The sequence below is a fragment of the uncultured Stenotrophomonas sp. genome (genome assembly GCF_963519925.1).
Lineage (GTDB): Bacteria > Pseudomonadota > Gammaproteobacteria > Xanthomonadales > Xanthomonadaceae > Stenotrophomonas > Stenotrophomonas maltophilia_AE.
This window is the reverse complement of sequence record NZ_CAUQPH010000036.1, coordinates 1-25,204: the sequence shown is the minus strand read 5'-3', so window position 1 is coordinate 25,204 and position 25,204 is coordinate 1. Positions and strand designations below refer to the sequence as shown.

Here is a 25,204-nt window from a genome sequence, read left to right as displayed (position 1 = left end):
CCCACCGTGGGTGGGCACGCGCCGGGACGCTCAAGCCGCGGGCTGGGCCTCGGCGCCACCGCGCTGCAACGGGTCCGGATAGGGCGTCCCGTTGGGGGTGAACGAGAGCGAGACCGAGTTCAGGCAGTGCCGCTCACCAGTGGGCGGCGGGCCGTCCGGGAACACATGGCCGAGATGGCTGTCACAGCGGGCACACACGATCTCGGTTCGCACCATGCCATGACTGACGTCACGATTTTCACCGACGTGGGCCGGGTCGAACGGGGCGAAGAAGCTCGGCCAGCCGGTGCCGGAGTCGAACTTGGTGCTGGAGCGGAACAGCGGCAGGCCGCACAGGCGGCAGCCGTAGACGCCGTCCTGCTTGTTGTCCAGGAACACGCCGCAGAACGGGGCTTCGGTGCCGTGGTGCAGCAGCACGCGCTGCTCGTCCGCGCTGAGCCCGGCAACCAGCGCCTGGCGCTGGGCATCGCTGGGCGGGGAGAGATCGAAAGCGGTCATGGGCAGTCCTCAAGAGGGGTGCTGTGGAAATGGGGGCGGGGAAGGCGCAGGCAAGCGCCGGGCGTTCATGGTGCTGACACGCGCCCGGGTGCAGGGTGAATGCCTGTTCCCCTCGCTGAGCCTGCCTGCCATGAATCGCCTGTCCTGGCTTGCCGTATCGCTGCTGGCGGTGATGCCGCTGGTCGCCGCCGCGCAGATCGCCGCCCCGCGCAAACCCACCGACACCCGTCCTGCCACCAACGCCGCGCCCACCCAGGCGCCGCTGCCCACGCCGGTGCGACCGGCACCGGCCGACAGCCTGTCCGGGCGGATGGAACCGGTGAAGACACCGGCGCAGACCGGGCAGCAACTGCGCACCCACCCGATCCAGAGCCAGGGCCCGGCGCAGGTGCAGCCGTTCACTCCGCCCGCGACCACGGCGCCGCCCAAGGTCTACGACCGCAACGGGCGAATCGTGCCCGGCATGAAGCAGGTGGGGCCCAACCGCGTGCTGGATACGCGCACGGGTCGCTACTACGACGCGGTTCCGAGCGGGGACGGCCAGCAAATCAAGCCCTGATCCACTTTTGGAAGAAGCACTGGAACATGAATCGTCGGCAACTTTCAGCGCCGAGTCATCGCCGTCACGATGCCGCTCACCGCTTTTTCGCCCCTGATTAACCCCGTTTCGAACATTCTGGACCTGCGCCGCACAGGACGCCCCGGCAAGCGAAAGCCGCTTGATTCGAGCACGCCAGCGACGCATCCCGTAGATCTGAATGAGAAGAGTGCAACCATGGCCAATCAGCAGAACAACCCTGGCAAGCAGCAGAATCAGCAGAATCAACAGGGCCAGAACCAGAAAGGTCAGCAGAACCAGCAGCAGAACCAGGACCAGGGCAACAAGCAGCAGGGTCAGCGTCACCAGGACCAGAAGCAGCAGCGCTGACGGTCATTGCATGAGGTAGCTTCGAAGGCGGTGCGCGGTGCGCGCCGCCTTTTGCTGTGCGGCGTGATCAATCCGGGATCGGCAAGGTCAAGGTCTCCTTGACTTCTTCCATCACGATGTAGCTCTTGGATTCGCGCACGTGCGGCAGGGTCAGCAGCGTGCTGCCCAGCAGTTTCCGGTAGGACGCCATTTCGCTGATCCGCGCCTTGAGCAGGTAGTCGAAATCGCCCGACACCAGGTGGCACTCGAGCACGTTCGGCAGCTTGAGCGCGGCGCGGCGGAACTCTTCGAAGATGTCCCCGGACTTATAGGCCAGGCTGATTTCCACGAATACCAGCAGGCTGGCCTTGAGGTACTGCGGGTCGAGCCTGGCGTAGTAACCGGTGATCGCGCCGTCGCGTTCCAACCGCCGCACCCGCTCGGTGCACGGGGTGGTGGACAGCCCCACCCGCTCGCCCAGTTCGGTGAAGGAAATGCGCCCCTCGTCCTGCAGGATGCGCAGGATCTTGCGGTCGATCTTGTCCAGCTCGCGGGGTCGCGCGGCCATGGCGTCAGCCTCTCGGGGGTGTTGGCGCGACAATACCCTGCCTTCGCCGCCAAAAACAGCAAAAATGCGTGGTTTGGCCGGAATATACTTGCCCAATTATGGTCCCGGCACGCTCCAGTGCAGGGAATGATCGGGTTGGAGAGGTCTCATGCGCGTTCTCATCCTTGGCAGCGGGGTCATCGGCACCACCAGTGCCTGGTACCTGCGGCAGGCCGGCTTTGAAGTCACCGTGGTCGACCGCCAGCCCGGCCCGGCACTTGAAACCAGCTTCGCCAATGCCGGCCAGCTGTCGTTCGGCTATACCTCGCCGTGGGCCGCCCCGGGCGTACCGCTGAAAGCGGTGAAATGGCTGTTCTCCGAACACGCGCCGCTGGCGATCCGCCCGGGCCTGGACCTGGACCAGTACCGCTGGCTGGCGCAGATGCTGCGCAACTGCACCCACGAGCGCTACGCGATCAACAAGGCGCGCATGGTGCGCATGTCCGAGTACAGCCGCGACTGCCTCAACGAACTGCGCGCGCAGACCGGGATCGAGTTCGAAGGCCGCGACCTGGGCACCACCCAGCTGTTCCGCACCCAGCAGCAGCTGGACGCCTCGGCGCAGGACATCGAGGTGCTGGCCCAGTACGGCGTGCCGTACGAAGTGCTGGACCGCGCCGGCATCATCGCCCACGAACCGGCCCTGGCCGGCGTGGCCGACAAGCTGGTGGGCGCGCTGTGGCTGCCGCGCGACCAGACCGGCGATTGCCAGCTGTTCACCCGCCGCCTGGCGCAGATGGCCATGGATGCCGGGGTGGAATTCCGTTTCGACCAGGACATCGCCGGGCTGGAAACCGATGGCGACCGCATCACCGGCGTGCGCATCGACGGCAAGGTGGAGACCGCCGACCGCTACGTGGTCGCGCTGGGCAGCTATTCGCCCTCGCTGGTGGCGCCGCTGGGCATGCACCTGCCGGTGTATCCGCTGAAGGGCTATTCGCTGACCCTGCCGATCACCGACGCGGCGATGGCGCCGACCTCGACCATCCTGGACGAGAGCTACAAGGTGGCGGTGACCCGCTTCGACGACCGCATCCGCGTCGGCGGCATGGCCGAAGTGGGCGGGTTCGACCTGTCGCTGTCGCCGCGCCGCCGCGCCACCCTGGAAAAGGTGGTGGGCGACCTCTACCCGCACGGCGGCGACCTCGGCCGTGCCGAATTCTGGACCGGGCTGCGCCCGGCCACCCCGGACGGCACGCCCGTCATCGGCGCCACCCCGTACCGCAACCTGTTCCTCAATACCGGCCACGGCACCCTGGGCTGGACCATGGCCTGCGGCTCGGGCCGCTACCTGGCCGACCTGATGAGCGCGCGCCAGCCGCAGATCAGCACCGAGGGCCTGGATATCTTCCGTTATGGCGGCCACCACGCCGCCTCCGTCCACCACAGTGAACCCAAAGCATGCGTCCAGCCCGCGCGTTGATCGACCTGGACGCGTTGCGCTCCAACTTCCGCCTGGCCCGTGAACTGGGCGGCGGTCGCAAGACCCTGGCCGCGGTAAAGGCCGACGCCTACGGCCACGGCGCGGTGGCCTGCGCGCGCGCGCTGGACGGCGAAGCGGACGCCTTCGGCGTGGCCTGCATCGAGGAAGCGCTGGAACTGCGCGCGGCCGGCATCGCCGGGCCGATCCTGCTGCTGGAAGGCTTCTTCGACGCCGACGAGCTGCCGCTGATCGTGCAGCACCGGCTGTGGTTCGCGGTGGCCGCACCGTGGCAGGTGGACGCGGTGGAAGCGTTCCAGACCGACGCCACGCTGCAGATCTGGCTCAAGCTGGACAGCGGCATGCACCGGCTGGGGCTGTCGCCGGCCGACTTCCGCGCCGCGCACGCGCGCCTGTCTGCGCTGCCGCAGGTGGCGCCGATGGTGCTGATGAGCCACATGGCGCGCGCCGACGAACTGGACAGCCCGCGGACCCGCGAACAGGCCGATCTGTTCGCGGCCACCATCGAGGGCCTGGCCGGCGAAACCAGCCTGTGCAATTCGCCGGCCCTGCTGGGCTGGCCGGACGTGCGCAGCGACTGGGTGCGCCCGGGGCTGATGCTGTACGGCGCCAATCCGCTGGCCGCGCACACCGCCGCCACCGAGCGCCTGCGCCCGGTGATGACCATGCAATCGAAGATCTTCGCTACCCGCGAGATCGGCGTCGGCGAACCGGTCGGCTATGGCGCCCGGTTCGTGGCCGAGCGGCCGACCCGGGTCGGCGTGGTGGCGCTGGGCTATGCCGACGGCTACCCGCAGTTCGCCCCGAACGGCACCCCGGTGCAGATCGATGGCCAGCCCGGGCACCTGATCGGCCGGGTCTCGATGGACATGCTGACCGTGGACCTGACCGACCTGCCGCAGGCCGGGGTGGGCAGCACGGTCACCCTGTGGGGCGATGCGCCGCGCCTGGACGTGCTGGCCCCGCTGTGCCGGGTCAGCGCCTACCAGCTGCCGTGCGCGGTCAAGCGCGTGGCACGGGTAGTCAGCGGCGGCTAGACGGAGACGGCAGCAGGCGGCGCAGCCAGTTGTCCAGCATGTACTTCTCGTAGCGCAGCGGGTCGTTGTTGCTGAGCAGGCCCGAGTTGGTCAGGTAGCCCATGTCGACCAGCTTCTCCTCGCCCTGCTGCAGCACGCCGCCTTGGGCGTCGCGCAGGGTGAAGGTGAGGGTCATCCGCGGCGGGTAGATGTTGCGCATGATCCGGATGTCGTTGCCGCGCGGGCCGTTCTGCGGCTCGAAGTCGCCGGCGCGCTTGATGTCGGTGATCTGCACCTCCAGGGTCTGGCCCGGGGCCAGGCGCTTGCTGGCGCTGGAGCGCAGGTGGCTGGCCAGCTGGAACACCCAGTTGCCGCTCTGGGCCTCGAAGCGGTTGGGGCTGCTGCGGATTTCAGTGAACTGCGCCGGGTCGGTCCAGCTGACCTGGACCGGGCCTGCGACGCTCAGCGCGCGCGGCGCATCCGGCGCGGTGACGGTGCGGGGGCCGGCGGAGGCGCAGCCAACGATCAGCATCAGGCAGCTCAAAGCGCCAGCCAGCAAGGGATTGCGGTTCATGGCAGGACCTCGGTCAGGGATGTGCAGGGACGATGCTTCGCAGTGTGACCCCGATCACCTGCAGGAACAATTACCGGCAACCTGGCGCCTGCCCGGATGGGGGCGGGAGTTCACTTACGTCAAATCCGGGCCGGTGCTTGACGCTGCGAATACGCGCTCTGGAAGATGCTGTCTCCTTCTGCGCCTTCAGTTGCTTCCTTTGACCTCCTTGTCCAGCCTGACCGCATCGACCCCGAACCGCGCGCCCCACGTGGCTCCAGCGCCCGATCCTTCGCTGCACCGCGCGGTGCTGGAAGGCCTCAGCGCGGGCTTCTGCATCATCGAAGTGATGATCGAAAACGGGGTGGGCGTGGATTACCGCTTCCTGGAAGTGAACGAGGCCTTCGAACGCAACACCGGCCTGAACAATGCCTCCGGCCGCTTGATGAGCGAACTGCAGCCCAACCACGAAAGCGAGTGGTACCGGGTCTATGGCCAGATCGCCCAGAGCGGCCGCTCGCAGCAGTTCGAACTGGAAGCGCGTGCGCTGGGGCGCTGGTATGCGGTGGAGGCGATGCGCGTGGGCGAGGCGCATGATCGCCGCGTGGCGGTGCTGTTCTTCGACATCACCAACCGCAAGCAGATCGAAGTGGAGCTGGCCGAGAGCGAGGCGCGCTTCAGTGCGCTGGCAGACGGCCTGCCGATGCCGGTGTGGGTGCTGGACGAGCTGGGCCATGCCCGCTTCGTCAACAGTGCCTTCAGCGAATTCTTCGGTGGCGACGAACAGCGCGTGCCGGAGGATGTCTGGCGTGGCCTGGTGCAGCCGGACGATGTCTCGGTGTTCGAGTACGAGCTGCAGGCGGCATTGAAGGCGCAGCGCTCCATGCAGGTACTGGTGCGCGGCCTGCGGGCCGACGGCCAGTGGCGCTGGCTGGAAATGAACGCGCAGCCGCGCTTCTCGCGCGCGGGGCGGTTCATCGGCCTGGCCGGCAGCAGTACCGACGTGACCGAGCGGCGCGAGATCGAAATGGCGCGCGAGGAGCTGCTGCAGTCCGAGCGCGCCGCGCGCAACGCTGCTGAAAGCATGGCGCGGTTGAAGGACGAATTCCTGGCCACGCTGTCGCACGAACTGCGCACGCCGCTGACCACCATCCTGGGCTGGAGCGAACTGCTGCTGCAGCGGGTGGACGACACCAGTCCGCTGTTCAAGGGCCTGGGCGTGATCGCCAACAGTGCGATGGCGCAGAAGCGCTTGATCTCCGACATGCTGGACCTGAGCAGCATGCTGCTGGGCAAGGTGCAGCTGGAAGTGGAAGTGCTGGACCTGCGCGCGCAGCTCACCGAAGCCATGCGCGCCCAGGAGCTGGTGGCCGAAGGCAAGGCCCTGGACATGCAGCTGGTGGTGCCCGACGAGCCGGCGCTGGTCCTGGGGGATGCCACCCGCCTGCAGCAGGTGCTGTGGAACCTGCTCAGCAACGCAATCAAATTCACCCCTGCGGCCGGCTCGGTCACCGTGACCCTGTCCACCGACGGCGCGCACTGGTCGGTCAGCGTGGTCGACACCGGCGACGGCATCGCCCCTGAATTCCTCCGCCATCTGTTCAGCCGGTTCCGCCAGGCCGATGGCACCACCACCCGTCGCCACGGCGGCCTGGGCCTGGGCCTGGCGATCGTGCAGCAGCTGGTGGAACTGCACGGCGGCACGGTCACCGCCAACAGCGAAGGGCATGGCTGCGGCGCGGAATTCACCGTGCAGCTGCCGCGTTACCAGCCGCAGGCCGATGGCCGGCCGCTGCGCGAGGTGTTCAGTGGCCCGATCCATGAACAGCTGATCGAACCTTACCCGTTGAAGGGCCTGCGCCTGCTGGCGGTGGAGGACCAGCCCGAAGTGCTGGAATACCTGCGCCGCCTGCTGGAGGAGCAGGGCGCGCAGGTCACCGCCGCGGCGTCGGCCGCCGAAGCGCTGGCCGTGCTGGACGACGGTGGGCATGAACACGTGGATGTCCTGCTGACCGACATCGGCATGCCGGGCATGGACGGCTACGGCCTGGTCAGCACCCTGCGCAACGACTTCAAGCTGGACGCGAACGCGCTGCCGGTGGTGGCGGTGACCGCGCTGGCCCGTGCCGACGACCGCAAGCGCGCGCTGGCGTCCGGCTTCCAGGAGCACGTGGCCAAGCCGTATTCGGTGGCTCAGCTGGTATCGGCGGTGCGCACGGTGCTGGCTGGCAAGCGATAGCGGCAGGGCCCGCTTGGGGCGGCATTGCCTGGTTGCCACGCAGGGCGTGGCACTACGCGCGGGGGCCGACCACCCCGGGGTGCCGGAAAACGCGCGGGGGCCGACCACCCCGGGGTGCCGGAAAACGCGCGGGGGCCGATCACCCCGGGGTGCCGGAAAAAGACCCGTAGAGCCACGCCCTGCGTGGCTGTCACGCAACCCGAAAGGAACCCGTATGTCTCGTTACGCCCCCACCATCCTTACCGACCAGGCCGACATCGCCGCGCTTGAAGCGCTGCTGCCGCAGCTGAAGGGCCAGACCCAGGTCGAGATCACGCTGGACGACGGCAGCGTGCTGCACGGCACGGTGGCGGTGCAGCCGACCGTGCAGCAGTACCGCGACGCAGACGAGAACGAAGGCAGCAACGGCCAGCTGCGCCTGGACGACCTGGCGTCGCCCGACCAGCAGCATGTGCTGTGGCTGGACCAGATCCGCGCGGTGCGTTCGCTGCCTCCGGTGGAATGAAGCAGTGCCGGGGCTGGCCCGGCACCACAATTCAGTGCTCGAACAGGTGCGGCGTGGCGTCGAAGCGGCGCGCGTAAGCGCGTTCACTCGCCACCCGCTCCACTTCGTCATCGGCCAGGTCCGGTGCGGCGTACACCGCATACGCAACGCTGCCATCGTCCTGCCGGCCGACCTGATGCAGTCGGTAGCGGGAGTGCCCGCCGCCGGTATCTTCGGGGTAGTGCACAGGCGGCTGTGCGGTTTCCAGGTCCATTTCGCTGTTATCGACCACGCCACCGACGAACAATGCGCGCATGAGCTACCTCCGTTGCGAATGAGCCCTCACCCTGACCCAGTGCATGTTGCGATGGCATCAAGGCAGCGTTGAATAAACGCAAATCGCGTCAGGAACGAGGCCGGACAGGCGAAACGGTAGAATGGCGCTCTCTTTTCAAGATGTGCCCCCGCATGGCTGCCCAGCACGACGCCCCCCTGGAAACCCTGTTGCTGCCGTTCGGCGGCGCGCTGACCTGGCCGGCCGGGCCTGTCCTGTTCCTGCGTGCCCGCGACGGCTGGCCGCTGCGTGAACGCGCGCAGCCCGGCCAGCTGGTCTGCGAGCAGAGCTTCCGCCCGTTCGCCGACGCGCTGGAGGGCAGTGGCTGGGCCGTGCGCGATGAGCAGCAGCTGGCCGAGGATCCCACCCGTTACGCGCTGGTGCTGGTGCTGCCGCCGCGCCAGCGTGAAGAAGCCCGCGCGCTGTTCGCCCGCGCGCTGGCCCTGGCCGCCCCGGGCGGCATCGTGGTGGCCTGCCAGCACAACAACGAAGGCGCGCGTTCCGGCGAAGGCGACCTGCAGCAGCTGGCCGGGCTGGGCGGCAAGATGACCAAGAACCACTGCCGGGTGTACTGGACCGCGCCCCTGAACGGCCAACACGACGCCGCGCTGGCCCAGCGTTGGGCGGCGCTGGATGCGCCGCGCCCGATCCTGGGCGGGCGTTTCCAGAGCCGCCCCGGCATCTTCGCCTGGGACCGGATCGACCCGGCCTCGGCGCTGCTGGTGGAGCAGTTGCCGGCCGACCTCGCCGGCCAAGGCGCCGACCTGGGCGCCGGCTTCGGCTACCTGTCCAGCGAAGTCCTGCAGCGCTGCCCGCAGGTGACCGGGCTGGACCTGTTCGAGGCCGAAGGGCGCGCGCTGGCGCTGGCGCGGGTGAACCTGGAGGCGCTGGGGTCCCCGGCGCGGCTGGGCTTCCACTGGCAGGACGTCACCGCCGGCATCGAAGGCCGCTACGACTTCATCGTGACCAATCCGCCGTTCCACACCCCGTCCCGCGCCGACCGCCCTGATATCGGCCAGCGCTTCATTGCCGTGGCCGCGCAGGCGCTGCGCCCGGGCAGGCGGATGTGGCTGGTGGCCAACCGTCACCTGCCGTACGAGCAGATCCTCAATGAAAGCTTCGGCGAGGTCCGCGTGGCGGCCGAGCGCGACGGCTTCAAGCTGATCGAGGCGACCAAGGCCAGCCGCAGTGCCACCCCGGCGCGGCCGCCGCGCAGCACCGAGCCGACGTGGGGCCGCGGAGGCCGCGCATGAAGCTGGTGAAGCTGCTGGCGAACCTGGGCTATGGCAGCCGCAAGCAGGTGCAGCTGATGTTCCGCGAGGGCCTGGTCACCGATGCCGACGGCGAGGTGCTGTACGCCGATGACGTGGTGGCGCACGAGGCGATCCGGGTCGAGGGCGAGCCGCTGGACCCGCCGCAGGGGCTGACCCTGATGCTGCACAAGCCGCGCGATTACACCTGTTCGACCAAGGACAAGGGCCGGCTGATCTACGACCTGCTGCCGCCGCGCTTCCGCGAGCGGTCGCCACTGCTGTCGTCGGTGGGCCGGCTGGACCGCGATACCAGCGGGTTGCTGCTGATGACCGACGACGGCGCGTTGCTGCACCGGATCGTGTCGCCCAAGTCGCGGCTGGACAAGGCCTACCAGGTCACCCTGGCGCAGGACCTGGTGGGCGATGAAGCCGCGCGTTTCGCCAGCGGCGGGTTGATGCTGGAATCCGACGACAAGCCGCTGCTGCCAGCGGAGCTGCACGTGCGTTCGCCGCGCGAAGCCGAACTGGTGCTGCACGAAGGCCGCTATCACCAGGCCCGGCGCATGTTCGCTGCGGTGGGCAACCACGTGCAGGCGCTGCACCGCAGCCGCATCGGTGGGCTGTCGCTGGGCGACCTGCCGGAAGGCGAATGGCGCATGCTCGATGCGGGCGACCTGGACACGCTGTTCACCGGGCACCTGACCGACGCGCCATGACCGCCATTGCCGCGCTGCCGTTCCTGCCCGAGGCGGTCATCTTCGACATGGATGGCCTGATGATCGACAGCGAGCGGGTCTCCATCGCGTGCTGGTCGCAGGCCGCGCGGGAACTGCAGCTGCCGTTCGCCGATGACTTCTGGCTGGGCATGGTCGGTCTGGGCGACCGCGACTGCGAACAGCGGCTGCTGCGCCACATCGACGCGGCGCAGGTGGCTGCGCTGTATGCGCGCTGCCACGACCTGTATGAAGCGCGCACCCAGCAGGGGCTGCCGCTGCGTCCGGGCATCGTGGCGCTGCTGCAGCTGCTGCAGGCGCACGCCATTCCGCGTGCGGTGGCAACCTCCACCCGCGAGCCGCGCGCGTCGCGCAAGCTGGCGGCGGCGGGGTTGCTGGGCTACTTCGACCACGTGGTCACCAGCAGCGACGTGGCCAACCCGAAGCCGGCGCCGGACATCTACCTGCTGGCGGCGAGCAGGCTGGGCAAGGACCCGGCGCGCTGCCTGGCACTGGAAGACTCGCCAGCGGGCACCCGCGCGGCGCTGGCCGCCGGCATGACCGCGATCCAGGTTCCGGACCTGGTGCATCCGGATGCCGACCTGCGCGCGCTCGGCCACCGCATCGTGGACTCGCTCAGCGACGCCCACGCACTGCTGCTGCCGCTGCTGCAAAGCGACGGTAGAGCCGAAGGGTAGAGCCGAAGGGTAGAGCCGACTGTTAGTCGGCTAAGCGCGAAGCGCGATCATTGACCCCGCCTAAGGCAGCCGACTAACAGTCGGCTCTACCGGGAATTCCACCCGTCATTCCCTCCGGCATTCCATGTGGATTTCCGCATCATTCCGCTCGTAACCCCACAAAAAAACCCGGCACGTGGCCGGGTTTTTCATGTCGACGTCGCCGGCGATCACACCCGCCCGAACACCAGCGCGGCATTGGTGCCGCCGAAGCCGAAGCTGTTGGACATCACCGTGTTCAACTGCACGTCCTGGCTTTCGCGCACGATCGGGAATCCTTCCACCGCCGGGTCCAGTTCGCCGATGTTGGCCGAACCGGCAATGAAACCGTCGCGCATCATCAGCAGGCAGTAGATCGCTTCGTGCACGCTCGCCGCGCCCAGCGAATGGCCGGACAGCGCCTTGGTCGAAGACAGCGGCGGAATCGCTTCGCCGAACACTTCGCGCACCGCCTTCAGTTCGGTGACATCGCCCAGCGGGGTCGAGGTGCCGTGGGTGTTGAGGTAGTCGATCGGGGCGCTCAGGTTCTGCATCGCCATGTTCATGCAGCGCACCGCGCCTTCGCCGGACGGGGCGACCATGTCGGCACCGTCGGAGGTGACGCCGTAGCCGACCAGCTCGGCGTAGATGCGCGCGCCACGCGCCACGGCATGGTCATAGTCTTCCAGCACCAGCATGCCGCCGCCACCGGCGATGACGAAGCCGTCGCGGTCCTTGTCGTACGGACGGGATGCGGTGGCCGGGGTGTCGTTGAAGCGGGTGGACAGCGCGCCCATCGCGTCGAACATCACGCTCATCGACCAGTGCAGGTCTTCACCGCCACCGGCGAACATCACGTCCTGTGCGCCGTGGCGGATCAGGTCGGCGGCGGCGCCGATGCAATGCGCGGAGGTGGCGCAGGCGGCGGACAGCGAATAGCTCAGGCCCTTGATCTGGAAGGCGGTGGCCAGGCAGGCCGACACGGTGGAGCACATGGTGCGCGGCACCATGTACGGACCCACTTTGCGTACGCCACGCGCGCGCAGGATGTCGGCCGATTCCACCTGCCACTGGCTGGACCCACCGCCGGAGCCGGCGATCAGGCCGGTGCGCGGGTTGGCCACCTGGGCTTCGTCCAGGCCGGCGTCGGCGATGGCGTCGCGCATGGCGATGTAGGCGTAGGCGGAGGCATCGCTCATGAAGCGCTTGAGCTTGCGGTCGATCTGCGCGTCCAGGTCCAGTTCGATGTTGCCGCCGACGTGGCTGCGCAGGCCGGCTTCGGCATGGTCGGGCAGGTTGCGGATGCCGGCGCGGCCTTCACGCAGGGCGGCGGACACGGTGTCCAGGTCGTTGCCCAGGCACGAGGTGATGCCCATTCCGGTAATGACGACGCGACGCATCAGAAGTTCTCGGTAGAAGTGAACAGACCTACGCGGAGGTCCTTGGCGGTATAGATTTCGCGACCGTCGACCAGCATGCGGGCGTCGGACTGCGCCATGACCAGCTTGCGGTTGATGACGCGGGTGATGTCGATTTCGTAGCTGACGCGCTTGGCGTCGGGCAGGACCTGGCCGGTGAACTTCACTTCACCGCAGCCCAGTGCACGGCCACGGCCGGGTGCGCCGAGCCAGGTCAGGTAGAAGCCGGTGAGCTGCCACATGGCATCCAGGCCCAGGCAACCGGGCATCACCGGGTCGCCGATGAAATGGCAGCCGAAGAACCACAGGTCGGGGCGGATATCCAGTTCCGCGCGCACGTAGCCTTTGCCGTGTGGACCGCCTTCATCGCGGATGTCGGTGATGCGATCGAACATCAGCATCGGGTCGTTGGGCAGGCGACCGCTGCCCGGCCCGAACAGTTCGCCACGGGCACTGGCCAGCAGCTGTTCGCGCGAGAACGCGTGGAGACGAGTCATGGAAAACGCAATCCTGGAGAAGTGGACATCGGGGCTGCCGGCGCGGGGCGCGGCGGATTGTTGCTGTTGAAAGTGCCCAAGAGTGCAGAGTAATTTGCATTCAATCAAACGTTTTAACCGTACGCCGGCGTAGTGTTTTCAGCTTGAAAAACGCATGTCGTTGTTATGAAAAGACCATACCCAGGCGTGTGGCTGTAATCTTGTTCATCTGTTCCTGCCGCCATACCCCTTGAGCTGCCGCCGTGTCCGCACAACGCAAGATCATCCACGTCGACATGGACGCGTTCTACGCGTCGGTGGAGCAGCGCGACGATCCGTCGCTGCGCGGGCTGCCGGTGGTGGTGGCGTGGAAGGGGGCGCGTTCGGTGGTGTGCGCGGCGTCGTACGAGGCGCGGGTATTCGGGATCCGTTCGGCGATGCCGGCGTTGCGGGCGGAGCGGCTGTGTCCGGATGCGGTGTTCGTGCCGCCGGATTTCGTGCGTTACAAGGCGGTGTCGCGACAGGTGCGGGAAATTTTCCTGCGGCATACGGACCTGGTGGAGCCGTTGTCGCTGGACGAGGCGTATCTGGATGTGACGGTGCACAAGGGCGGGATGACGGTGGCGACGGAAATCGCGACGCTGATCCGCACGCAGATCCGTGAGGAAACGCAGCTGACGGCGTCGGCGGGGATTGCGCCGAACAAGTTCCTGGCGAAGATCGCGTCGGACTGGCGCAAGCCGGACGGTCAGTTCGTGGTGCCGCCGCACCGCATCGAGCAGTTCCTGACGCCGCTGCCGGTGAAGCGGGTGCCGGGGGTGGGGAAAGTGATGGAGGGCAAGCTGTCGGAGCTTGGCATCGTGACGGTAGGCGATCTGCGCGGGTTGCGGCTGGAGGAGCTGGAGGGGCGCTTCGGCAGTTTCGGGGCAAGCCTGTACCGGCGTGCGCGCGGTATCGACGAGCGCCCGGTGGAACCGGACCAGCCGGTGCAGTCGATTTCGTCGGAGGACACGTTCGCGGAGGATCTACCGCTGGAGGCACTGGAGCCGGCGATCGTGGCACTGGCGGGCAAGACGTGGAACGCGACGCGCAAGACGGACCGGATCGGGCACACGGTGGTGCTGAAGTTGAAGACGTCGCAGTTCCGGATCATCACGCGCAGTTTCACGCCGGAATCGCCGCCGGAAACGCTGGAAGAACTGCGTGATATCGCGCTGGCACTGCGCGCGCGGGTGGACCTGCCGTCAGAGACGCGCTACCGCCTGGTGGGCGTTGGATTGGGCGGGTTCCGTGAGCGCGAACCGGTCAGCCAGATGGGGCTGTTTGATGGTGACCATTCTGGTTGATTGCGTTCCATGAGGGGACTGCAAGTTCAACAGCAACTACACCAGCAACAGCGACGTTGCATCGGTAGGGTCGCATCCCGATCGACCGCCGATGGCAATGCAACGCGCGGTGGGGCATGAAAATCCCCACACGCGCGCATCACCACTCTTTATCAATACGCCACGGTCGCAATCGTCCGCACGTACTGCGGCTTCTCGATTTCACTCACGAACGCATCGGCGTAATCGGCATAACTGATCCGGCTGTGCCCATCGGCGCCGACCAGGAACTGCTTTGCCTGCGTACGGAAACCACCCTTCTGCGGCCCCGGGCCGATCTCGGCGGCGGGGGAGTAGAACGTCCAGTCCAGGTCATCCACGTTCTGCAGCAGGTTGAACGCTTCGCGGGCGGCGAGGGCGACCGGCTTGTAGGCATCGGGGAAGCCTTCGGTGTCCACCAGCTGCACGCCGGGGGCCACTTCGAGGGTGCCCGCGCCGCCCACCATCAGGAAGCGCGGCACGCCGGACTGGCGTGCGGCCTTGACCAGCGCGGCGGTGACCGTGGTGACGGTGGACGGGTCGTCGCCCGGGCGCGGGCCGAACGCACTGGCCAGTACGTCGTGGCCGGCGATCACGGCGGCGAGGGCGTCGGTGTCGTCGAGGGCGGCGACGGCCAGCTGGGCGCCGTCGAGTTCGGCGGGAAGGCCGGTTTCGCGGCGTACGACGGCGGTGACCTGATGGCCGCGGGCCAAGGCCTGGCGGGTGATTTCACGGCCGATGTTGCCGGTGGCACCGATGAGGGCGATCTTCATGGGTCGGGTTCCGTTGAGGGAGGAAGGCCAGAATATGCCTCTGAAACCGGACGAAAAACCGCGTATAACGGCCTAATTTGTTGCGCGGATCGAGCAAATGGACCGTCTTACTGCGATGCATGTGTTCGTGGAGGTGGCCGAGCGCGGCAGCCTGACTGCGGCGGCGGAGGCGTTGGACATGTCGCGGGCGATGGTGACGCGGTACCTGGCGGAGGTGGAGACGTGGCTGGGGGCGCGGCTGCTGCACCGGACCACGCGGCGGATCAGCCTGACCGGGCCGGGGGAGGCGGCGCTGCTGCGCTTCCGGCAGATGCTGGCCATTGGCGATGAGCTGCAGGGTGAGGTGGCCAGCGACAACCCGGAGCCGCATGGGCTGCTGCGGGTGACGGCCAGTGTGTCGTTCGGGCAGCTGCACCTGGCGGCGGCGGTGGCCGAGTTCGTGCGGCGGCACCCGCTGACGCGGGTGGAGTTGTTGCTGGTGGACCGGGTGGTGAACCTGGTGGAGGAGCGGGTGGATGTGGCGGTGCGGATTTCGCGTGCGATCGACCCGAGCCTGATCGCGCGATGGTTGGCGCCGTGCCGGTCGGTGCTGTGCGCGGCGCCGTCGTACCTGGCCGAGCGGGGCACGCCGACCAGTGCCGATGCGTTGGCCGGGCACAACTGTCTTACCCATCATTACGTGGGCAAGAGCGTGTGGCAGCTGCAGCGGCATGGGCGCGCGATTTCGGTGGCGGTGGGGGGAAACATCAGTGCGAACGAGGCGTCGTTGCTGCTGGAGGCGGTACGTGCGGGGGCGGGTATTGCGATGTTGCCGACGTACCAGATCGCGCCGCTGCTGCGTTCGGGTGAGCTGGTGGCGGTGTTGCCGGAGTATGAGGTGGAGGAAATGGGCATCCACGCGGTGTATGCGTCGCGGCGGCAGTTGCCGGCGTTGATGCGCAGTTTCCTGGATTTCCTGGTGGAGCGGTTTTCGGGGGAGGAGTTCCTGGCGCGGATCTGATGCGTCTTGATCCGGGCATTGCGTGGGACACGCATGGCGTGTCGCTACGCTGTACCTGCGGGCGGACACGCGTGGTCTGTCGCGATGGTGTAGGGACACGCCATGCGTGTCTGCGCGGTGCCCGGCTGCACGCAGCCACGCAGGGCGTGGCTCTACAATCGGTGTTCCCCATGTTTCAGAGGCGACCCTTCCCTTGCTCTATCCCTATCCGCTGGTGATCTTTGACCTGGACGGCACGCTGGTCGACAGCGCGCCGGATATCGCCGAGGCGCTCAACCGTACGCTGGAAGACTGGCAGCTGCCGCGCGTGCCTGAGGCCACGGTGCTTACCTGGATCGGAGATGGCGTTCGGCGCCTTGTTGAGCAGGCCTTCACCGCTGCGGGCAGCGACATCGACCTGGCCCGGGTAATGCCCGGTTTCATGCGCCATTACGAAGCCTGCCTGCTGCGCAGCCCGCGGCTGTACGACGGTGTGGTGCCGGCGCTGGAAGCCTTGCGCGCGCGCAACGTGGCCTTGGCGATCTGCACCAACAAGCCCTCGGCCATGGTCGCGCCGCTGCTGGCGCATCTTGGTGTGCAGGACTACTTCAAGATGCTGCTGGGCGGCGATTCGCTGCCCGAGCGCAAGCCCAGCGGGGTGCCGTTGCGGCATATCGCAGCTGCGTTCGACGTGGCACCCACTGACGCATTGATGGTCGGAGATTCCATCACCGACTACCGCGCCGCGGTGGACGCGGGCATGCCGGTGGCGCTGGTGCGCTATGGGTATCCGCGTGGGCTGGACCTGGAGACAGTGGACGCGGTGGCGGTGGTGGACGACCTGCGGGCGTTGCCCGGGTTGTAGCGCGGCCGTGGTGCCGTGCCGACCAACGGTCGGCACCTACCGTGTGCGCGGGACGCCCGCGGCCGTGGCTGCGCGCACACCCGGTAGCGCCGGCCGTTGGCCGGCACCTCGCGATGCCGGCCAACGCCCGATCACTTCGGCTGGTAACGCACGCTCAAACGGTACTCACGGCCCGGCTGGTTGTACCAGGCCACCGTTTCGTAGTCGCGGTCGAACACGTTGCTGACCCGGCCCAGCACCGACCAGTCGCGGCTGATCGCATATTCCAGGCGCAGGTCCACGGTGCCATAGCCGGACAGGCGCACCGTGTTGTCGGCGTTGTCATAGCGCTTGCCGGCAGCCGTGGCGGTCACGCCGGCGCGGAAGCCGCCGAAGCTGCGGTCGATGTCCAGGCGCGCGGTGTCACGAGCACGGCGGGCCAGCCAGTTGTCGAACTGCGCGCTGCCGTCGGTGCGGTTGCGCGGGTCGGTGTGGCTGAGCTGGGCACTGACATCAAATCCGGCGAGGGCGATGGCGCCGGTCAGTTCCGCACCGCGGATCCGCGCCTTCTCCACCTGGGTCATCATGAAGGTGGTGGCGTCATAGGTGATCAGGTCATCGATGCGCGTTTCATACACGTCCAGGCCCCAGCGCCAGCCCTCGCCCTGCTGCGCGATACCGACGTTGGCGCTCTTCGATTCCTCCGGGTCCAGCCCCGGCACGCCGCTCCACGGGTCATACAGGTCGCTGAAGGTCGGCGCCTTGAACGCGGTGCCGTAGCTTGCGTTGAGGCGGAACCCGCTGCCCAGCTCCATGCCCCAGCCCAGGCTGCCGGTGGTGTGGTTGCCGAACTGCTCGTTGTCGTCGTTGCGCACGCTGGCCTGCAGGTGGTGCGCGCCGAAGCGGCCCTGGTACTGCACGAACACGCCGGTGTTGTCGCGGCTGTCGACCAGATAGCCGGCGCTGCTGCCGTCCAGGTTGTCCTCGCTCCAGTCCACGCCGGCACTGAGCAGCTGGCCCTCGGCGACGCCGACGTCGGCCTGCACCGAGGCGCTGTCGCGGTGGGTCTGCGCCGCGCCGAGCCAGGTGCTGTCGTTGTAGTTGTCCGACTCGTTGTCGGCGCGGCCGACATTCACGGTGAGCGCGAAGCGCTCGCCCGGGGTGTAGCGCAGCTTGCCGCCCAGCACCTGCTGCAGCGTCTCGGAGTAGTTGTAGTAGCCGTCGTAGTGGTTCTCGCCTTCGGCGCGCAGCGCGGTACCTTCCACCTGCAGCGTGTCGGTCAGGCTGTAGCCACCGCGCAGGCTCATCGACAGGTTGCGGTAGCCGTCGCGGTCGGGCTCGTCGGCGCCGCAGCCGGCGAAGGTGGCTGCATCGCCGCGGCAGGCATTGATGCCGTCGGTGTGCTGGTAGGCGATGTCGGTGCCGAACCAGCCGCGTGCACCGGTACCGCCGAAGCCGCCGCTGGCTTCACGCAGGCCGTTGCTGCCGCCGCCCAGTTGCAGGTGCGGGGCGAACGCGCCGGCATTGCGCCGGGTGAAGATCTGGATCACGCCACCGATCGCGTCCGCGCCGTACAGGCTGGACTGCGGTCCGCGCACGATTTCCACGCGCTCGATCTGCGCCAGCGGCAGGTCCTGCAGCATGGCCAGGCCGAGGTCGCCGGTATTGATGCGCACGCCGTCCACCAGCACCAGGGTGTGGGCCGAGTTGGTGCCGCGCAGGAACAGCGAACTCTGCTTGCCCAGCCCGCCGCTGTTGTTGAGGTTGATGCCGGCGCGGCCGCGCAGCAGGTCCTGCAGCGATGGCGCCTGGCTGCGCTCGATCTCGGCACGGTCGATCACCTGCGCCGGCGAAATGCTGTCCTGCAGTGAAATCGGGGTGCGCGTGGCGGTGACCAGGATCGTGTCAAGCGCGCTGGCATCGTCCTGTGCGGCGGCCAGCAGCGGCAGCGCGGCCAGCATGGCAAGGGAAAGGGTCTGGATCTGCAGCTTCATCGGTGACTCCATGCACCGCGCACGCCCGCGCGGCAAAGTGGGGGGCGGTGGTCAACGGAAGGCACGCGACGGTGGCGGCGCGCACGGCACTGCCTGCCGCCGCCATGCCCGCCGCATCGCAACCAGTCGTCTTCCAGGCCGGTCTCCGGGCTTGCGCGCTGATGGCGGACCATCGCACCAGGCGCCTTCCCATGCCTGCGCACAGTGACGTCTTGCCTGGCGTTTACACGCTTACCGTTGCGGGGGCAGCGCCGGAATGGCAGCAGGCAGGACCTGTTGCGTCACCGGCTTCCCGTTTCAACCTGCCGGCATGCGCCGCAGGTCACCTGAAAGTGCGCGCAGTGTAGAGCAAACCCCGCGTGCGGGCGCGGGCCGCAGGCGGTGGCAGCCGCGCAGCGGTTAGAATGCGCCTCGCTCTACTACGTGGTTCGCATGAAACAGATCGGATTGCAGCATCCTGGCCGGCAGCATCGCCGGTTCCCGCCGGCATGATCCTGGACCTGGTCCGGCACGCCACCACTGGCCGCGATGCCTACCTCGATGGCCGTACCGATCCACCACTGGAAGCGGGAAGCACCGACCGGATCTGCGCCCGCTATGCGGAGCTGGAATGGGAGCGCGTGCTGAGCTCGCCACGCGAACGCGCGCTGGCCACGGCCTCGGCGCTGGCCCTGCCGCGCGGGCTGGAGGTGATCGGCGACGAAGACTGGGAAGAGCTGGATTTCGGCGACTGGGACGGTCAGCCGCTGGAGGCGCTGCCGATGCAGGCGCTGCAGGCCTTCCACCTCGACCCGCATGCCAACCCGCCGCCGCATGGCGAGAGCTGGGGCCACTTCGAGCGCCGCATCGCGCGTGCGCTGCATCGGCTGCTCGACGACCCCGAGCCGGCGCCGACGCTGGTGGTGAGCCACGGTGGCCCGCTGCGCATGGTGCTGTCGCAGGTGTGCGGCCTGCCGATGGCGATGTGCTGGGCGCTGCGGATCGACCACGGCACGCGCGTGCGCCTGCGGGTGGAGCGCGAAGACGGTGAACTGTGGGGAGAGCTCCTCGAGCTGCAACAGGCGACGTAGAGCCACGCCCTGCGTGGCTGCGCGCGGTGCCGGACCTGCGCGCGGTGCCGGCTTCATGCAGCCACGCAGGGCGTGGCGCTACGTGCGGTCTTCGTTGTCCGATTCGAACGGGACTTCATCGCTGTCGTCATCGTTGGCCACCGTGCGGTCGTACACCGGGCCCGACGCGGGCGGCGCCTTCTTCAGCGGGTTGTCGGCGATGATCGCTTCGTACTCGGCCACCAGCTGGGTGCGGCGCGCTTCCGGCAGGTCCTGCCAGTGGCAGTCCTGCAGCGCGCCTTCCAGCGAGTAAAGCAGGTTGAGGCTGGGCTTGAAGCCGGCGCGACGTACTTTCACGAACGCGCCCACGGCGCCGGCGGCGACAAGATCCTCGGCGGTGCGCAGACCGACCTGGCGCAGCCAGGCGGCGCTCTTGGGGCCGATGTTGCGCAGCTTCGCGCTCATCCCAGCGCCTCGACGAACACCGCCGCGATCGCTTCCAGACCGGCCTGGTCATCGGCATCGAAGCGGGCCAGCACCGGGCTGTCCAGGTCGAACACGCCGATCAGGGTGTCGCCCTTGACCAGCGGCACGACCAGTTCCGAGCGCGAGGCCGAGTCGCAGGCGATGTGGCCGGGGAAGGCGTCCACGTCTTCGATGCGCTGGGTCACCCGCTGCGAGGCGGCGGCACCGCACACGCCCTTGTGCAGCGGAATGCGCACGCAGGCCGGCAGCCCCTGGAACGGGCCGACCACCAGCTCCTTGCCATCGTAGAAATAGAAACCCACCCAGTTCAGCTGCGGCAGGGCGTGGTAGACCAGCGCCGACAGGTTGGCGGCATTGGCGATGCGGTCGCGTTCACCGTGCACCAGGGCGCGGGCCTGGGCCAGCAGCTGGCTGTACTGTTCCGGCTTGCTGCCGGTGAGCGTGGAGGTATCGAACATGGCCGAAGTCTAGCAAGTGCAGCCGGCAGCGGGCCGCCCGGGCGCGGAACGCAGCGATTCCGCTGCGCAGCCGCTTTTGCAGGACCGATAATGGGCGCCCCTGTTGACTGGACCGGCCATGTCGTCGCTTGCCCCCGTGCCTGCTGCCTTCTACGTCACCGGTACCGACACCGGCATCGGCAAGACCTTCAGCAGCTGCGCCCTGCTGCACGCGCTGCGCCAGACCGGCCGGCGTGCGGTGGGCATGAAGCCGGTCGCCAGCGGCTGCGAGCTGACCGCGCAGGGCCTGCGCAATGAAGACGCCACCGCGCTGCTGGCGGCCAGCGACCCGGCCCCGGCCTATGCCGACCTGAACCCGTATGCGCTGGCGTTGCCGCTGGCCCCGGAACTGGCCGCCGCCGCCGCCGGCGTGACCGTGTCGCTGCAGCCCATCGAAGCGGCCTTCGCACGGCTGCGGGCGCAGGCCGACACCGTGGTGGTGGAGGGCGTGGGCGGCTGGCTGGCGCCGCTGTCCAGCACGCTGGACCAGGCGCACCTAGTCCACGCCCTGCAGCTGCCGGTGGTGATGGTGGTGGGCCTGCGGCTGGGTTGCCTGAACCATGCACGGCTGACCGCGCAGGCCATCGCCGCCAGCGGCGCCACCTGCATCGGCTGGATCGCCAACGAGGTGGACCCGCAGATGCAGCGCATCGACGACAATGTCGCGCTGTTGAAGGCGCGGCTGCCGCTGCCGTTCTGGGGGCGCCTGCCGCATGCACCGGGCGCGGATCCGGCACGGCTGGCCGAGGCCCTGACGCTGCCCATGCAGGAATTCTGAAGGCCGGTCGGACGATAGACACCTACTATCGCGGGCCGCCCAGCCTTGGTTACCCCCGCGATGCCTCGTTCTCCAGAGGGGGCCCCGATTGCCGCCCATCGGTTCATCACGCCCACCCGCACGCACGCGGATGCAGGCAGGGCAGCGCCCACCGCGGCAGCGCCGCCCCGGCTGGCCCTGCACCGCCTGCGCAACGGGCCGGTACAGCAGGCCGCACCGCGCCAACCCGTGCGTGGCGATTCAATCAACGCCCGGATCAACCACCTGTTCGAGCGCGTGCGCCAGCAGGAGCGCGGTCTGCACGTCACCCCGCCCGAGGTTACCGCCTGCACCCAACTGCCGGTTCCGACCGGCGCCACCGCCCAGTTCGTGCGTGTCGGCAACAACGCCGTGGATTGCCTGATCAAGCTGCTGGGCACGCCAGGCGCCGGTCGGGTTGCGATCATCAATCCGGCCGACAGCCGCCACCGTGGCGGCGGCCTGGGCGTGGACTGGTTCAACCACCAGAGGATGCCCGCCGAGGAAGCGCTGTGCGTGCTGGGGCAGGGCGCCAAGGCCAGCCTGGACGTGGCCACTGGCTATCCGCTGGGGCTGGAGCACGCCGGCGAGCGCCAGCTATACTCCCCCGGCGTGCAGTTGCGGCATGACCGGTCCGTGCTGCAGGCGCTGTGCGATGTCCGCGGCACGCCCGGGGAACGGCTGGAGGCGCAGCGCGACCTGTTGCTCGGCGCCTCATTCGCGGCGCCGTCCAGTACCGGGCCCAGCTACGACATGATCTCCATCGCCGCGCTCGATCGTCGCGGCCAACCCGACTTCGATGCAAAGGCGCTGTACGCCGGCATGCTGCGCCAGTTCGCGCATGCCATGGCCAATGCCGCCAGACACGAGGTGGACACCTTCATCCTGCTGCTGCCCGGCAGCGGTCTGTTTTCCAGGACATCGCGCGCGCAGGACGCTGCGGTCGATCCGCTCTACCAGCACGCGCTGGCGTGCGCCGCGGTCGATGCGGTTCGGCTCTTCAGCAAGGGCCTGCAGCGGGTGGTGATCCCGTCGCACGGACCGGCGCTGGACGCACTGATCGACGCGTACAGGAAGCAGCCCCTGCACCTGGCGCAGGCAGTGGAGCCGGGCGGACCACGTCGGTCGCCGCCACCGGCTGGGGCGCCTGCGCCACAGCCGCGGCCTGTCCCGCGCACCTCGCCGGTGCAAGGGAACGGGCCCGCTCAACCGGGTGCGCCGGTTGTCGCGTTGAAGATGCCAGTGACGCCGCGTCAGATGGGCGGACTGGCCTACCAGGTCAGGCCGGAGAATCTCGCCCGGAATCCGCGCGCTGCAGTCACCCAGGCCTTGAAGCCACTGATCGGCGATGGCAGCAAGGTGACGCTGCGCCGCGTTCATGGCGTGCCGGCACCCGCGCAGGGGAGTCAGCCCTACTGGTTCATCCGCCGCGATCCGGACCCGACCATCGGCCGCGCGCTGGTCAGCGTGCAGGTAGCGCCCGGCCAGCGCCAGGTCTTCGAGGTGGTGTACAGCCCCCGGGCGTTGCCGCAGCTGGCCGCGATGGCCGCGCGCGCACCGACCGGGTGACGCACCACGCCGTAGAGCGGGGCTCTGCCCCGCTGCCGACCCACATCAGCGTGCCGACAGGGTCGACACCAGCCGCGGTTTCTCGCGGTATAGCTGCGGGTACAGTCGTTGCAGTGCCGCCACCTTCGGCTGGTCGTTGATGCGGATGTACAACGACTCCGGGTGCAGAGTGAGGTAGTTCTGGTGGTAACCCTCGGCGGCGTGGAAGGGCGCGCCGCCGTCGACCGTGGTCACCACCGGCGCGGCATATGCGCGCGCCTGCTGCAGCTGGGCGATATAGGCGCGGGTGGCGTCGCGCTGCGCGGCGTCGTCGGCGTACACCGCCGAGCGGTACTGGGTGCCCCGGTCGGGACCCTGCCGGTTGAGCTGGGTCGGGTCGTGCACCACCGAGAAGAACACCTGCATCAGCTGGCCGTAGCTCACCTGGCTGGGATCGTAGGTGACCTGGACCGCTTCGGCATGGCCGGTGCCACCGCCACTGACGCGCGAATAATTCGCGTCGGCCGGGCGCCCACCGATGTAGCCGGACACCGCGTTGTCCACGCCCTTGATGTGCTGGAACACGCCCTGCACGCCCCAGAAACAGCCCCCGGCGAACACCACCTGGGCGCGCTTGCCCGGCAGGGTGGGATTGGCCGCGCCACGCGGCGCCGGCACGGCCACCACCGCCTCGGCCGGCGCCGCATGCGCGGGGCGTTCCAGGCTGAGCACCGCGGTGACGGTAAGGGCGGCGATCACGGCGGCAATGCCACCGGCCACCAGTTTGTCGACGGAAAGTCGCATGGCGTGCTCCTGATTCATCCGAAGGTGAAGGCGTAGGCGTGCACGCCGGGATCGAGGAATTCGATTTCGAAGGTGCGTTCGCGCACGTCGTCGGACTGGCGGATCAGCTGGTACAGGCGGTGCCCGCCAACGGTGCCGCTGCCATCGGGGGCGATGTCGCCCCCGGCCGCTGCACCCGGGGCCTGCCCATCCAGGCGCACGCGGAAGCGCACCGGCTTGCCGTCCGCGCCCGGCGCCAACACCAGGTGCAGGTCGCGGGCGTGGAAGCGGAACGCGATGCGTCCACCGGCCTGCTGCAGCTGGGCGTCTTCATCGCCCACGGTCCAGCGTCCGCCCAGTGCCCACTGGTTGAGCTGCAGGCTGGCAGGCACCGCGTAGTCGGCGGCCTGGTCGGCGCGCTGCCCGCCGGGGGAGGCGAAGTTTTCCGCACGCGCGTGGCCGAGGTAGGTCTCCGGCGATTTCAGGTTGCGCATGTCGGCCTGGCGCTCCACGCCGTCGCGTGGATTCGCCGCCGCCATCGCCATCGCCTGCGGTTCGTCCGGCAGGGTGGCGCCGTTCTCGCGCAGCAGCTGGCGGATGATCTGTTCGGACTGCGCGTAGTTGCCTTCGCCGAAATGGTGGGCGCGGATCCGGCCCTGGCCGTCGATGAAGTAATGCGCCGGCCAATAGCGGTTGTTGAAGCCGCGCCAGATCGCGAAGTCGTTGTCGATCGCCACCGGGTAGGTGATCTTCAGGTCCTCCACCGCGCCCATCACGTTGCGCAGGTTGCGCTCGAAGGCGAACTCCGGTGCATGCACGCCGATCACCACCAGTCCCTGGTCGCGGTAGCGCTGCTCCCACTCGCGCACGTACGGCAGCGCGCGCAGGCAGTTGATGCAGGAGTAGGTCCAGAAATCCACCAGCACCACCTTGCCGCGCAGGCCCTCGACGCTCAGCGGCGGGCTGTTGAGCCAGCCGGTGGCGCCGGCCAGCGAGGGCAGGGTGCCCTCCACCGGCAGTTCGGTCCCCGCCGCGGCGTCGGTGCGCATCATCATCGCCGGGCCGGCCGCCGGCGCCGGGCCGGGCAGGGTGTCCAGCAGCCCCTGCTCGAGCCTTGCGGTGCTGACCGTGGACAGCCGGGTCAGCACGCCGGTGTCCCAGCCCATGGCAATGGCCACCACCGCCAGCAGTGCCGCCACGCCCAGTCCGCGGCGGATCCACTCGCCAGCGCCCAGGCGCTGCTTGAGCGCGGTGAACACGCGGCCGCCGATCCAGATGGCCAGCGCCAGCGAGGTCGCCGCGCCCAGTGCGTAGGCCAGCAGCAGGCCACTGGTGCCGACACTGGCGCCCTGCAGCGCGGCACCGGTGAGGATCAGGCCCAGGATCGGCCCGGCACACGGCGCCCACAGCAGGCCGGTGGCCGCCCCGATCAGCAG

General features: G+C 68.6%; 27 protein-coding genes and 1 riboswitch. Of the genes, 15 read left to right on the top strand and 12 right to left on the bottom strand.

Going from position 1 to position 25,204, the window contains the following annotated elements:
• Positions 1 to 30: 30 nt before the first annotated feature.
• Positions 31 to 498 (bottom strand): peptide-methionine (R)-S-oxide reductase MsrB, encoded by a 468-nt coding sequence (gene msrB, locus RWO33_RS09065; protein WP_314104470.1) that lies wholly within the window; start codon positions 496 to 498, stop codon positions 31 to 33.
• Between the two features lie 130 nt (positions 499 to 628).
• On the opposite strand from msrB, the gene RWO33_RS09060 reads away from it, so the two are divergent.
• Both RWO33_RS09060 and RWO33_RS09055 read left to right on the top strand, forming a co-directional pair.
• Entirely contained in the window at positions 629 to 1,057 is a 429-nt protein-coding gene (locus tag RWO33_RS09060) for a classical arabinogalactan protein 4 (protein ID WP_314104468.1), read from the top strand.
• A 69-nt stretch (positions 1,058 to 1,126) separates the two neighbouring features.
• Positions 1,127 to 1,426, top strand: coding sequence for a hypothetical protein (locus tag RWO33_RS09055; protein ID WP_314104466.1), 300 nt, complete (start codon positions 1,127 to 1,129; stop codon positions 1,424 to 1,426).
• A gap of 67 nt (positions 1,427 to 1,493) precedes the next feature.
• Here RWO33_RS09055 and RWO33_RS09050 read toward each other — a convergent pair whose 3' ends face one another.
• Positions 1,494 to 1,973 (bottom strand): Lrp/AsnC ligand binding domain-containing protein, encoded by a 480-nt coding sequence (locus tag RWO33_RS09050; protein WP_145481399.1) that lies wholly within the window; start codon positions 1,971 to 1,973, stop codon positions 1,494 to 1,496.
• 148 nt (positions 1,974 to 2,121) lie between these two features.
• On the opposite strand from RWO33_RS09050, the gene RWO33_RS09045 reads away from it, so the two are divergent.
• Both RWO33_RS09045 and alr read left to right on the top strand, forming a co-directional pair.
• Positions 2,122 to 3,435: a D-amino acid dehydrogenase gene (locus RWO33_RS09045; protein ID WP_314104463.1), complete on the top strand. Its 1,314-nt coding sequence runs from the start codon at positions 2,122 to 2,124 to the stop codon at positions 3,433 to 3,435.
• On the top strand, positions 3,414 to 4,490 hold the full coding sequence (alr, locus tag RWO33_RS09040) for an alanine racemase (RefSeq protein ID WP_314104460.1): 1,077 nt from the start codon (positions 3,414 to 3,416) through the stop codon (positions 4,488 to 4,490). Before RWO33_RS09045 ends, alr begins: the two co-directional genes overlap by 22 nt.
• Here alr and RWO33_RS09035 read toward each other — a convergent pair.
• A complete protein-coding gene (locus RWO33_RS09035; RefSeq protein WP_314104458.1) occupies positions 4,477 to 5,043 on the bottom strand; it encodes a DUF3016 domain-containing protein in 567 nt (188 codons plus the stop codon). The genes alr and RWO33_RS09035 overlap by 14 nt on opposite strands.
• 208 nt (positions 5,044 to 5,251) lie before the next feature.
• Here RWO33_RS09035 and RWO33_RS09030 point away from each other — a divergent pair, with 208 nt between their 5' ends.
• On the top strand, positions 5,252 to 7,261 hold the full coding sequence (locus RWO33_RS09030) for an ATP-binding protein (protein ID WP_314104482.1): 2,010 nt from the start codon (positions 5,252 to 5,254) through the stop codon (positions 7,259 to 7,261).
• A 214-nt stretch (positions 7,262 to 7,475) separates the two neighbouring features.
• Complete coding sequence (locus RWO33_RS09025; protein ID WP_145481403.1) at positions 7,476 to 7,766, top strand: DUF3247 family protein; 291 nt, start codon at positions 7,476 to 7,478, stop codon at positions 7,764 to 7,766.
• A 31-nt stretch (positions 7,767 to 7,797) separates the two neighbouring features.
• On the opposite strand, the gene RWO33_RS09020 is transcribed toward RWO33_RS09025, so the two are convergent.
• Positions 7,798 to 8,061: a hypothetical protein gene (locus tag RWO33_RS09020; protein ID WP_314104455.1), complete on the bottom strand. Its 264-nt coding sequence runs from the start codon at positions 8,059 to 8,061 to the stop codon at positions 7,798 to 7,800.
• A 152-nt stretch (positions 8,062 to 8,213) separates the two neighbouring features.
• Between RWO33_RS09020 and RWO33_RS09015 the strand changes: the two genes are divergently transcribed.
• From RWO33_RS09015 to RWO33_RS09005, 3 genes are read left to right on the top strand one after another with little or no spacing between them, the layout of a single operon-like run.
• The gene (locus RWO33_RS09015) at positions 8,214 to 9,332 is read left to right on the top strand and encodes a class I SAM-dependent methyltransferase (RefSeq protein WP_314104453.1); all 1,119 of its coding nucleotides are present in this window, start codon (positions 8,214 to 8,216) and stop codon (positions 9,330 to 9,332) included.
• Positions 9,329 to 10,048: a pseudouridine synthase gene (locus RWO33_RS09010; RefSeq protein WP_145481406.1), complete on the top strand. Its 720-nt coding sequence runs from the start codon at positions 9,329 to 9,331 to the stop codon at positions 10,046 to 10,048. The genes RWO33_RS09015 and RWO33_RS09010 overlap by 4 nt, the downstream gene beginning before the upstream one ends.
• A complete protein-coding gene (locus RWO33_RS09005; protein ID WP_314104451.1) occupies positions 10,045 to 10,743 on the top strand; it encodes an HAD family phosphatase in 699 nt (232 codons plus the stop codon). The genes RWO33_RS09010 and RWO33_RS09005 overlap by 4 nt, the downstream gene beginning before the upstream one ends.
• A gap of 209 nt (positions 10,744 to 10,952) precedes the next feature.
• On the opposite strand, the gene fabB is transcribed toward RWO33_RS09005, so the two are convergent.
• Both fabB and fabA read right to left on the bottom strand, forming a co-directional pair.
• The gene (gene fabB, locus RWO33_RS09000; protein ID WP_145481408.1) at positions 10,953 to 12,161 is read right to left on the bottom strand and encodes a beta-ketoacyl-ACP synthase I; all 1,209 of its coding nucleotides are present in this window, start codon (positions 12,159 to 12,161) and stop codon (positions 10,953 to 10,955) included.
• Complete coding sequence (gene fabA, locus RWO33_RS08995; protein ID WP_314104449.1) at positions 12,161 to 12,676, bottom strand: 3-hydroxyacyl-[acyl-carrier-protein] dehydratase FabA; 516 nt, start codon at positions 12,674 to 12,676, stop codon at positions 12,161 to 12,163. The genes fabB and fabA overlap by 1 nt, the downstream gene beginning before the upstream one ends.
• Positions 12,677 to 12,918: 242 nt before the next feature.
• Here fabA and dinB point away from each other — a divergent pair, with 242 nt between their 5' ends.
• Complete coding sequence (dinB, locus tag RWO33_RS08990; protein ID WP_145481410.1) at positions 12,919 to 14,001, top strand: DNA polymerase IV; 1,083 nt, start codon at positions 12,919 to 12,921, stop codon at positions 13,999 to 14,001.
• Positions 14,002 to 14,153: 152 nt separating this feature from the next.
• On the opposite strand, the gene RWO33_RS08985 is transcribed toward dinB, so the two are convergent.
• Positions 14,154 to 14,792, bottom strand: coding sequence for an NAD(P)H-binding protein (locus tag RWO33_RS08985; RefSeq protein WP_314104443.1), 639 nt, complete (start codon positions 14,790 to 14,792; stop codon positions 14,154 to 14,156).
• A gap of 97 nt (positions 14,793 to 14,889) precedes the next feature.
• On the opposite strand from RWO33_RS08985, the gene RWO33_RS08980 reads away from it, so the two are divergent.
• Entirely contained in the window at positions 14,890 to 15,792 is a 903-nt protein-coding gene (locus tag RWO33_RS08980; protein WP_314104440.1) for a LysR family transcriptional regulator, read from the top strand.
• Positions 15,793 to 15,985: 193 nt separating this feature from the next.
• Complete coding sequence (gph, locus tag RWO33_RS08975) at positions 15,986 to 16,636, top strand: phosphoglycolate phosphatase (RefSeq protein ID WP_314104437.1); 651 nt, start codon at positions 15,986 to 15,988, stop codon at positions 16,634 to 16,636.
• A 131-nt stretch (positions 16,637 to 16,767) separates the two neighbouring features.
• Here the strand turns inward: gph and btuB are convergent, their stop codons facing one another.
• Complete coding sequence (btuB, locus tag RWO33_RS08970; protein ID WP_314104434.1) at positions 16,768 to 18,609, bottom strand: TonB-dependent vitamin B12 receptor; 1,842 nt, start codon at positions 18,607 to 18,609, stop codon at positions 16,768 to 16,770.
• Positions 18,610 to 18,727: 118 nt separating this feature from the next.
• Positions 18,728 to 18,954: riboswitch (cobalamin riboswitch) on the bottom strand.
• A 143-nt stretch (positions 18,955 to 19,097) separates the two neighbouring features.
• Between btuB and RWO33_RS08965 the strand changes: the two genes are divergently transcribed.
• Positions 19,098 to 19,679: a histidine phosphatase family protein gene (locus RWO33_RS08965; RefSeq protein ID WP_314104432.1), complete on the top strand. Its 582-nt coding sequence runs from the start codon at positions 19,098 to 19,100 to the stop codon at positions 19,677 to 19,679.
• A 78-nt stretch (positions 19,680 to 19,757) separates the two neighbouring features.
• Here RWO33_RS08965 and RWO33_RS08960 read toward each other — a convergent pair whose 3' ends face one another.
• Together RWO33_RS08960 and RWO33_RS08955 are read right to left on the bottom strand one after the other, a co-directional pair.
• Positions 19,758 to 20,123, bottom strand: a complete 366-nt coding sequence (locus tag RWO33_RS08960) for a TfoX/Sxy family protein (protein WP_314104431.1) — start codon at positions 20,121 to 20,123, stop codon at positions 19,758 to 19,760.
• Positions 20,120 to 20,602, bottom strand: coding sequence for a GAF domain-containing protein (locus tag RWO33_RS08955; RefSeq protein WP_314104429.1), 483 nt, complete (start codon positions 20,600 to 20,602; stop codon positions 20,120 to 20,122). Before RWO33_RS08955 ends, RWO33_RS08960 begins: the two co-directional genes overlap by 4 nt.
• Positions 20,603 to 20,720: 118 nt before the next feature.
• Between RWO33_RS08955 and bioD the strand changes: the two genes are divergently transcribed.
• Positions 20,721 to 21,419 (top strand): dethiobiotin synthase, encoded by a 699-nt coding sequence (gene bioD, locus RWO33_RS08950; protein ID WP_314104427.1) that lies wholly within the window; start codon positions 20,721 to 20,723, stop codon positions 21,417 to 21,419.
• Positions 21,420 to 21,479: 60 nt separating this feature from the next.
• The gene (locus RWO33_RS08945; RefSeq protein ID WP_314104425.1) at positions 21,480 to 23,006 is read left to right on the top strand and encodes a hypothetical protein; all 1,527 of its coding nucleotides are present in this window, start codon (positions 21,480 to 21,482) and stop codon (positions 23,004 to 23,006) included.
• A 45-nt stretch (positions 23,007 to 23,051) separates the two neighbouring features.
• Here RWO33_RS08945 and msrA read toward each other — a convergent pair whose 3' ends face one another.
• Positions 23,052 to 23,789, bottom strand: coding sequence for a peptide-methionine (S)-S-oxide reductase MsrA (gene msrA / locus RWO33_RS08940; protein WP_314104422.1), 738 nt, complete (start codon positions 23,787 to 23,789; stop codon positions 23,052 to 23,054).
• A 14-nt stretch (positions 23,790 to 23,803) separates the two neighbouring features.
• Positions 23,804 to 25,204 (bottom strand): redoxin domain-containing protein (locus RWO33_RS08935; protein WP_314104419.1); only part of this gene is annotated, 1,401 nt, incomplete at its 5' end.

Coding starts and splice junctions, on each gene's coding strand:
- RWO33_RS09020 (WP_314104455.1), bottom strand. CDS start 8,061: ATGCGCGCATTGTTCGTCGGTGGCGTGGTCGATAACAGCGAAATGGAC.
- RWO33_RS09055 (WP_314104466.1), top strand. CDS start 1,127: ATGCCGCTCACCGCTTTTTCGCCCCTGATTAACCCCGTTTCGAACATT.
- bioD (WP_314104427.1), top strand. CDS start 20,721: ATGTCGTCGCTTGCCCCCGTGCCTGCTGCCTTCTACGTCACCGGTACC.
- RWO33_RS09045 (WP_314104463.1), top strand. CDS start 2,122: ATGCGCGTTCTCATCCTTGGCAGCGGGGTCATCGGCACCACCAGTGCC.
- RWO33_RS09050 (WP_145481399.1), bottom strand. CDS start 1,973: ATGGCCGCGCGACCCCGCGAGCTGGACAAGATCGACCGCAAGATCCTG.
- RWO33_RS09005 (WP_314104451.1), top strand. CDS start 10,045: ATGACCGCCATTGCCGCGCTGCCGTTCCTGCCCGAGGCGGTCATCTTC.
- msrB (WP_314104470.1), bottom strand. CDS start 498: ATGACCGCTTTCGATCTCTCCCCGCCCAGCGATGCCCAGCGCCAGGCG.
- RWO33_RS09025 (WP_145481403.1), top strand. CDS start 7,476: ATGTCTCGTTACGCCCCCACCATCCTTACCGACCAGGCCGACATCGCC.
- RWO33_RS08955 (WP_314104429.1), bottom strand. CDS start 20,602: ATGTTCGATACCTCCACGCTCACCGGCAGCAAGCCGGAACAGTACAGC.
- RWO33_RS09015 (WP_314104453.1), top strand. CDS start 8,214: ATGGCTGCCCAGCACGACGCCCCCCTGGAAACCCTGTTGCTGCCGTTC.
- alr (WP_314104460.1), top strand. CDS start 3,414: ATGCGTCCAGCCCGCGCGTTGATCGACCTGGACGCGTTGCGCTCCAAC.
- fabB (WP_145481408.1), bottom strand. CDS start 12,161: ATGCGTCGCGTCGTCATTACCGGAATGGGCATCACCTCGTGCCTGGGC.
- RWO33_RS08980 (WP_314104440.1), top strand. CDS start 14,890: ATGGACCGTCTTACTGCGATGCATGTGTTCGTGGAGGTGGCCGAGCGC.
- btuB (WP_314104434.1), bottom strand. CDS start 18,609: ATGAAGCTGCAGATCCAGACCCTTTCCCTTGCCATGCTGGCCGCGCTG.
- RWO33_RS08985 (WP_314104443.1), bottom strand. CDS start 14,792: ATGAAGATCGCCCTCATCGGTGCCACCGGCAACATCGGCCGTGAAATC.
- msrA (WP_314104422.1), bottom strand. CDS start 23,789: ATGCGACTTTCCGTCGACAAACTGGTGGCCGGTGGCATTGCCGCCGTG.
- RWO33_RS08965 (WP_314104432.1), top strand. CDS start 19,098: ATGATCCTGGACCTGGTCCGGCACGCCACCACTGGCCGCGATGCCTAC.
- RWO33_RS08945 (WP_314104425.1), top strand. CDS start 21,480: ATGCCTCGTTCTCCAGAGGGGGCCCCGATTGCCGCCCATCGGTTCATC.
- RWO33_RS09010 (WP_145481406.1), top strand. CDS start 9,329: ATGAAGCTGGTGAAGCTGCTGGCGAACCTGGGCTATGGCAGCCGCAAG.
- RWO33_RS09060 (WP_314104468.1), top strand. CDS start 629: ATGAATCGCCTGTCCTGGCTTGCCGTATCGCTGCTGGCGGTGATGCCG.
- RWO33_RS08960 (WP_314104431.1), bottom strand. CDS start 20,123: ATGAGCGCGAAGCTGCGCAACATCGGCCCCAAGAGCGCCGCCTGGCTG.
- RWO33_RS09035 (WP_314104458.1), bottom strand. CDS start 5,043: ATGAACCGCAATCCCTTGCTGGCTGGCGCTTTGAGCTGCCTGATGCTG.
- fabA (WP_314104449.1), bottom strand. CDS start 12,676: ATGACTCGTCTCCACGCGTTCTCGCGCGAACAGCTGCTGGCCAGTGCC.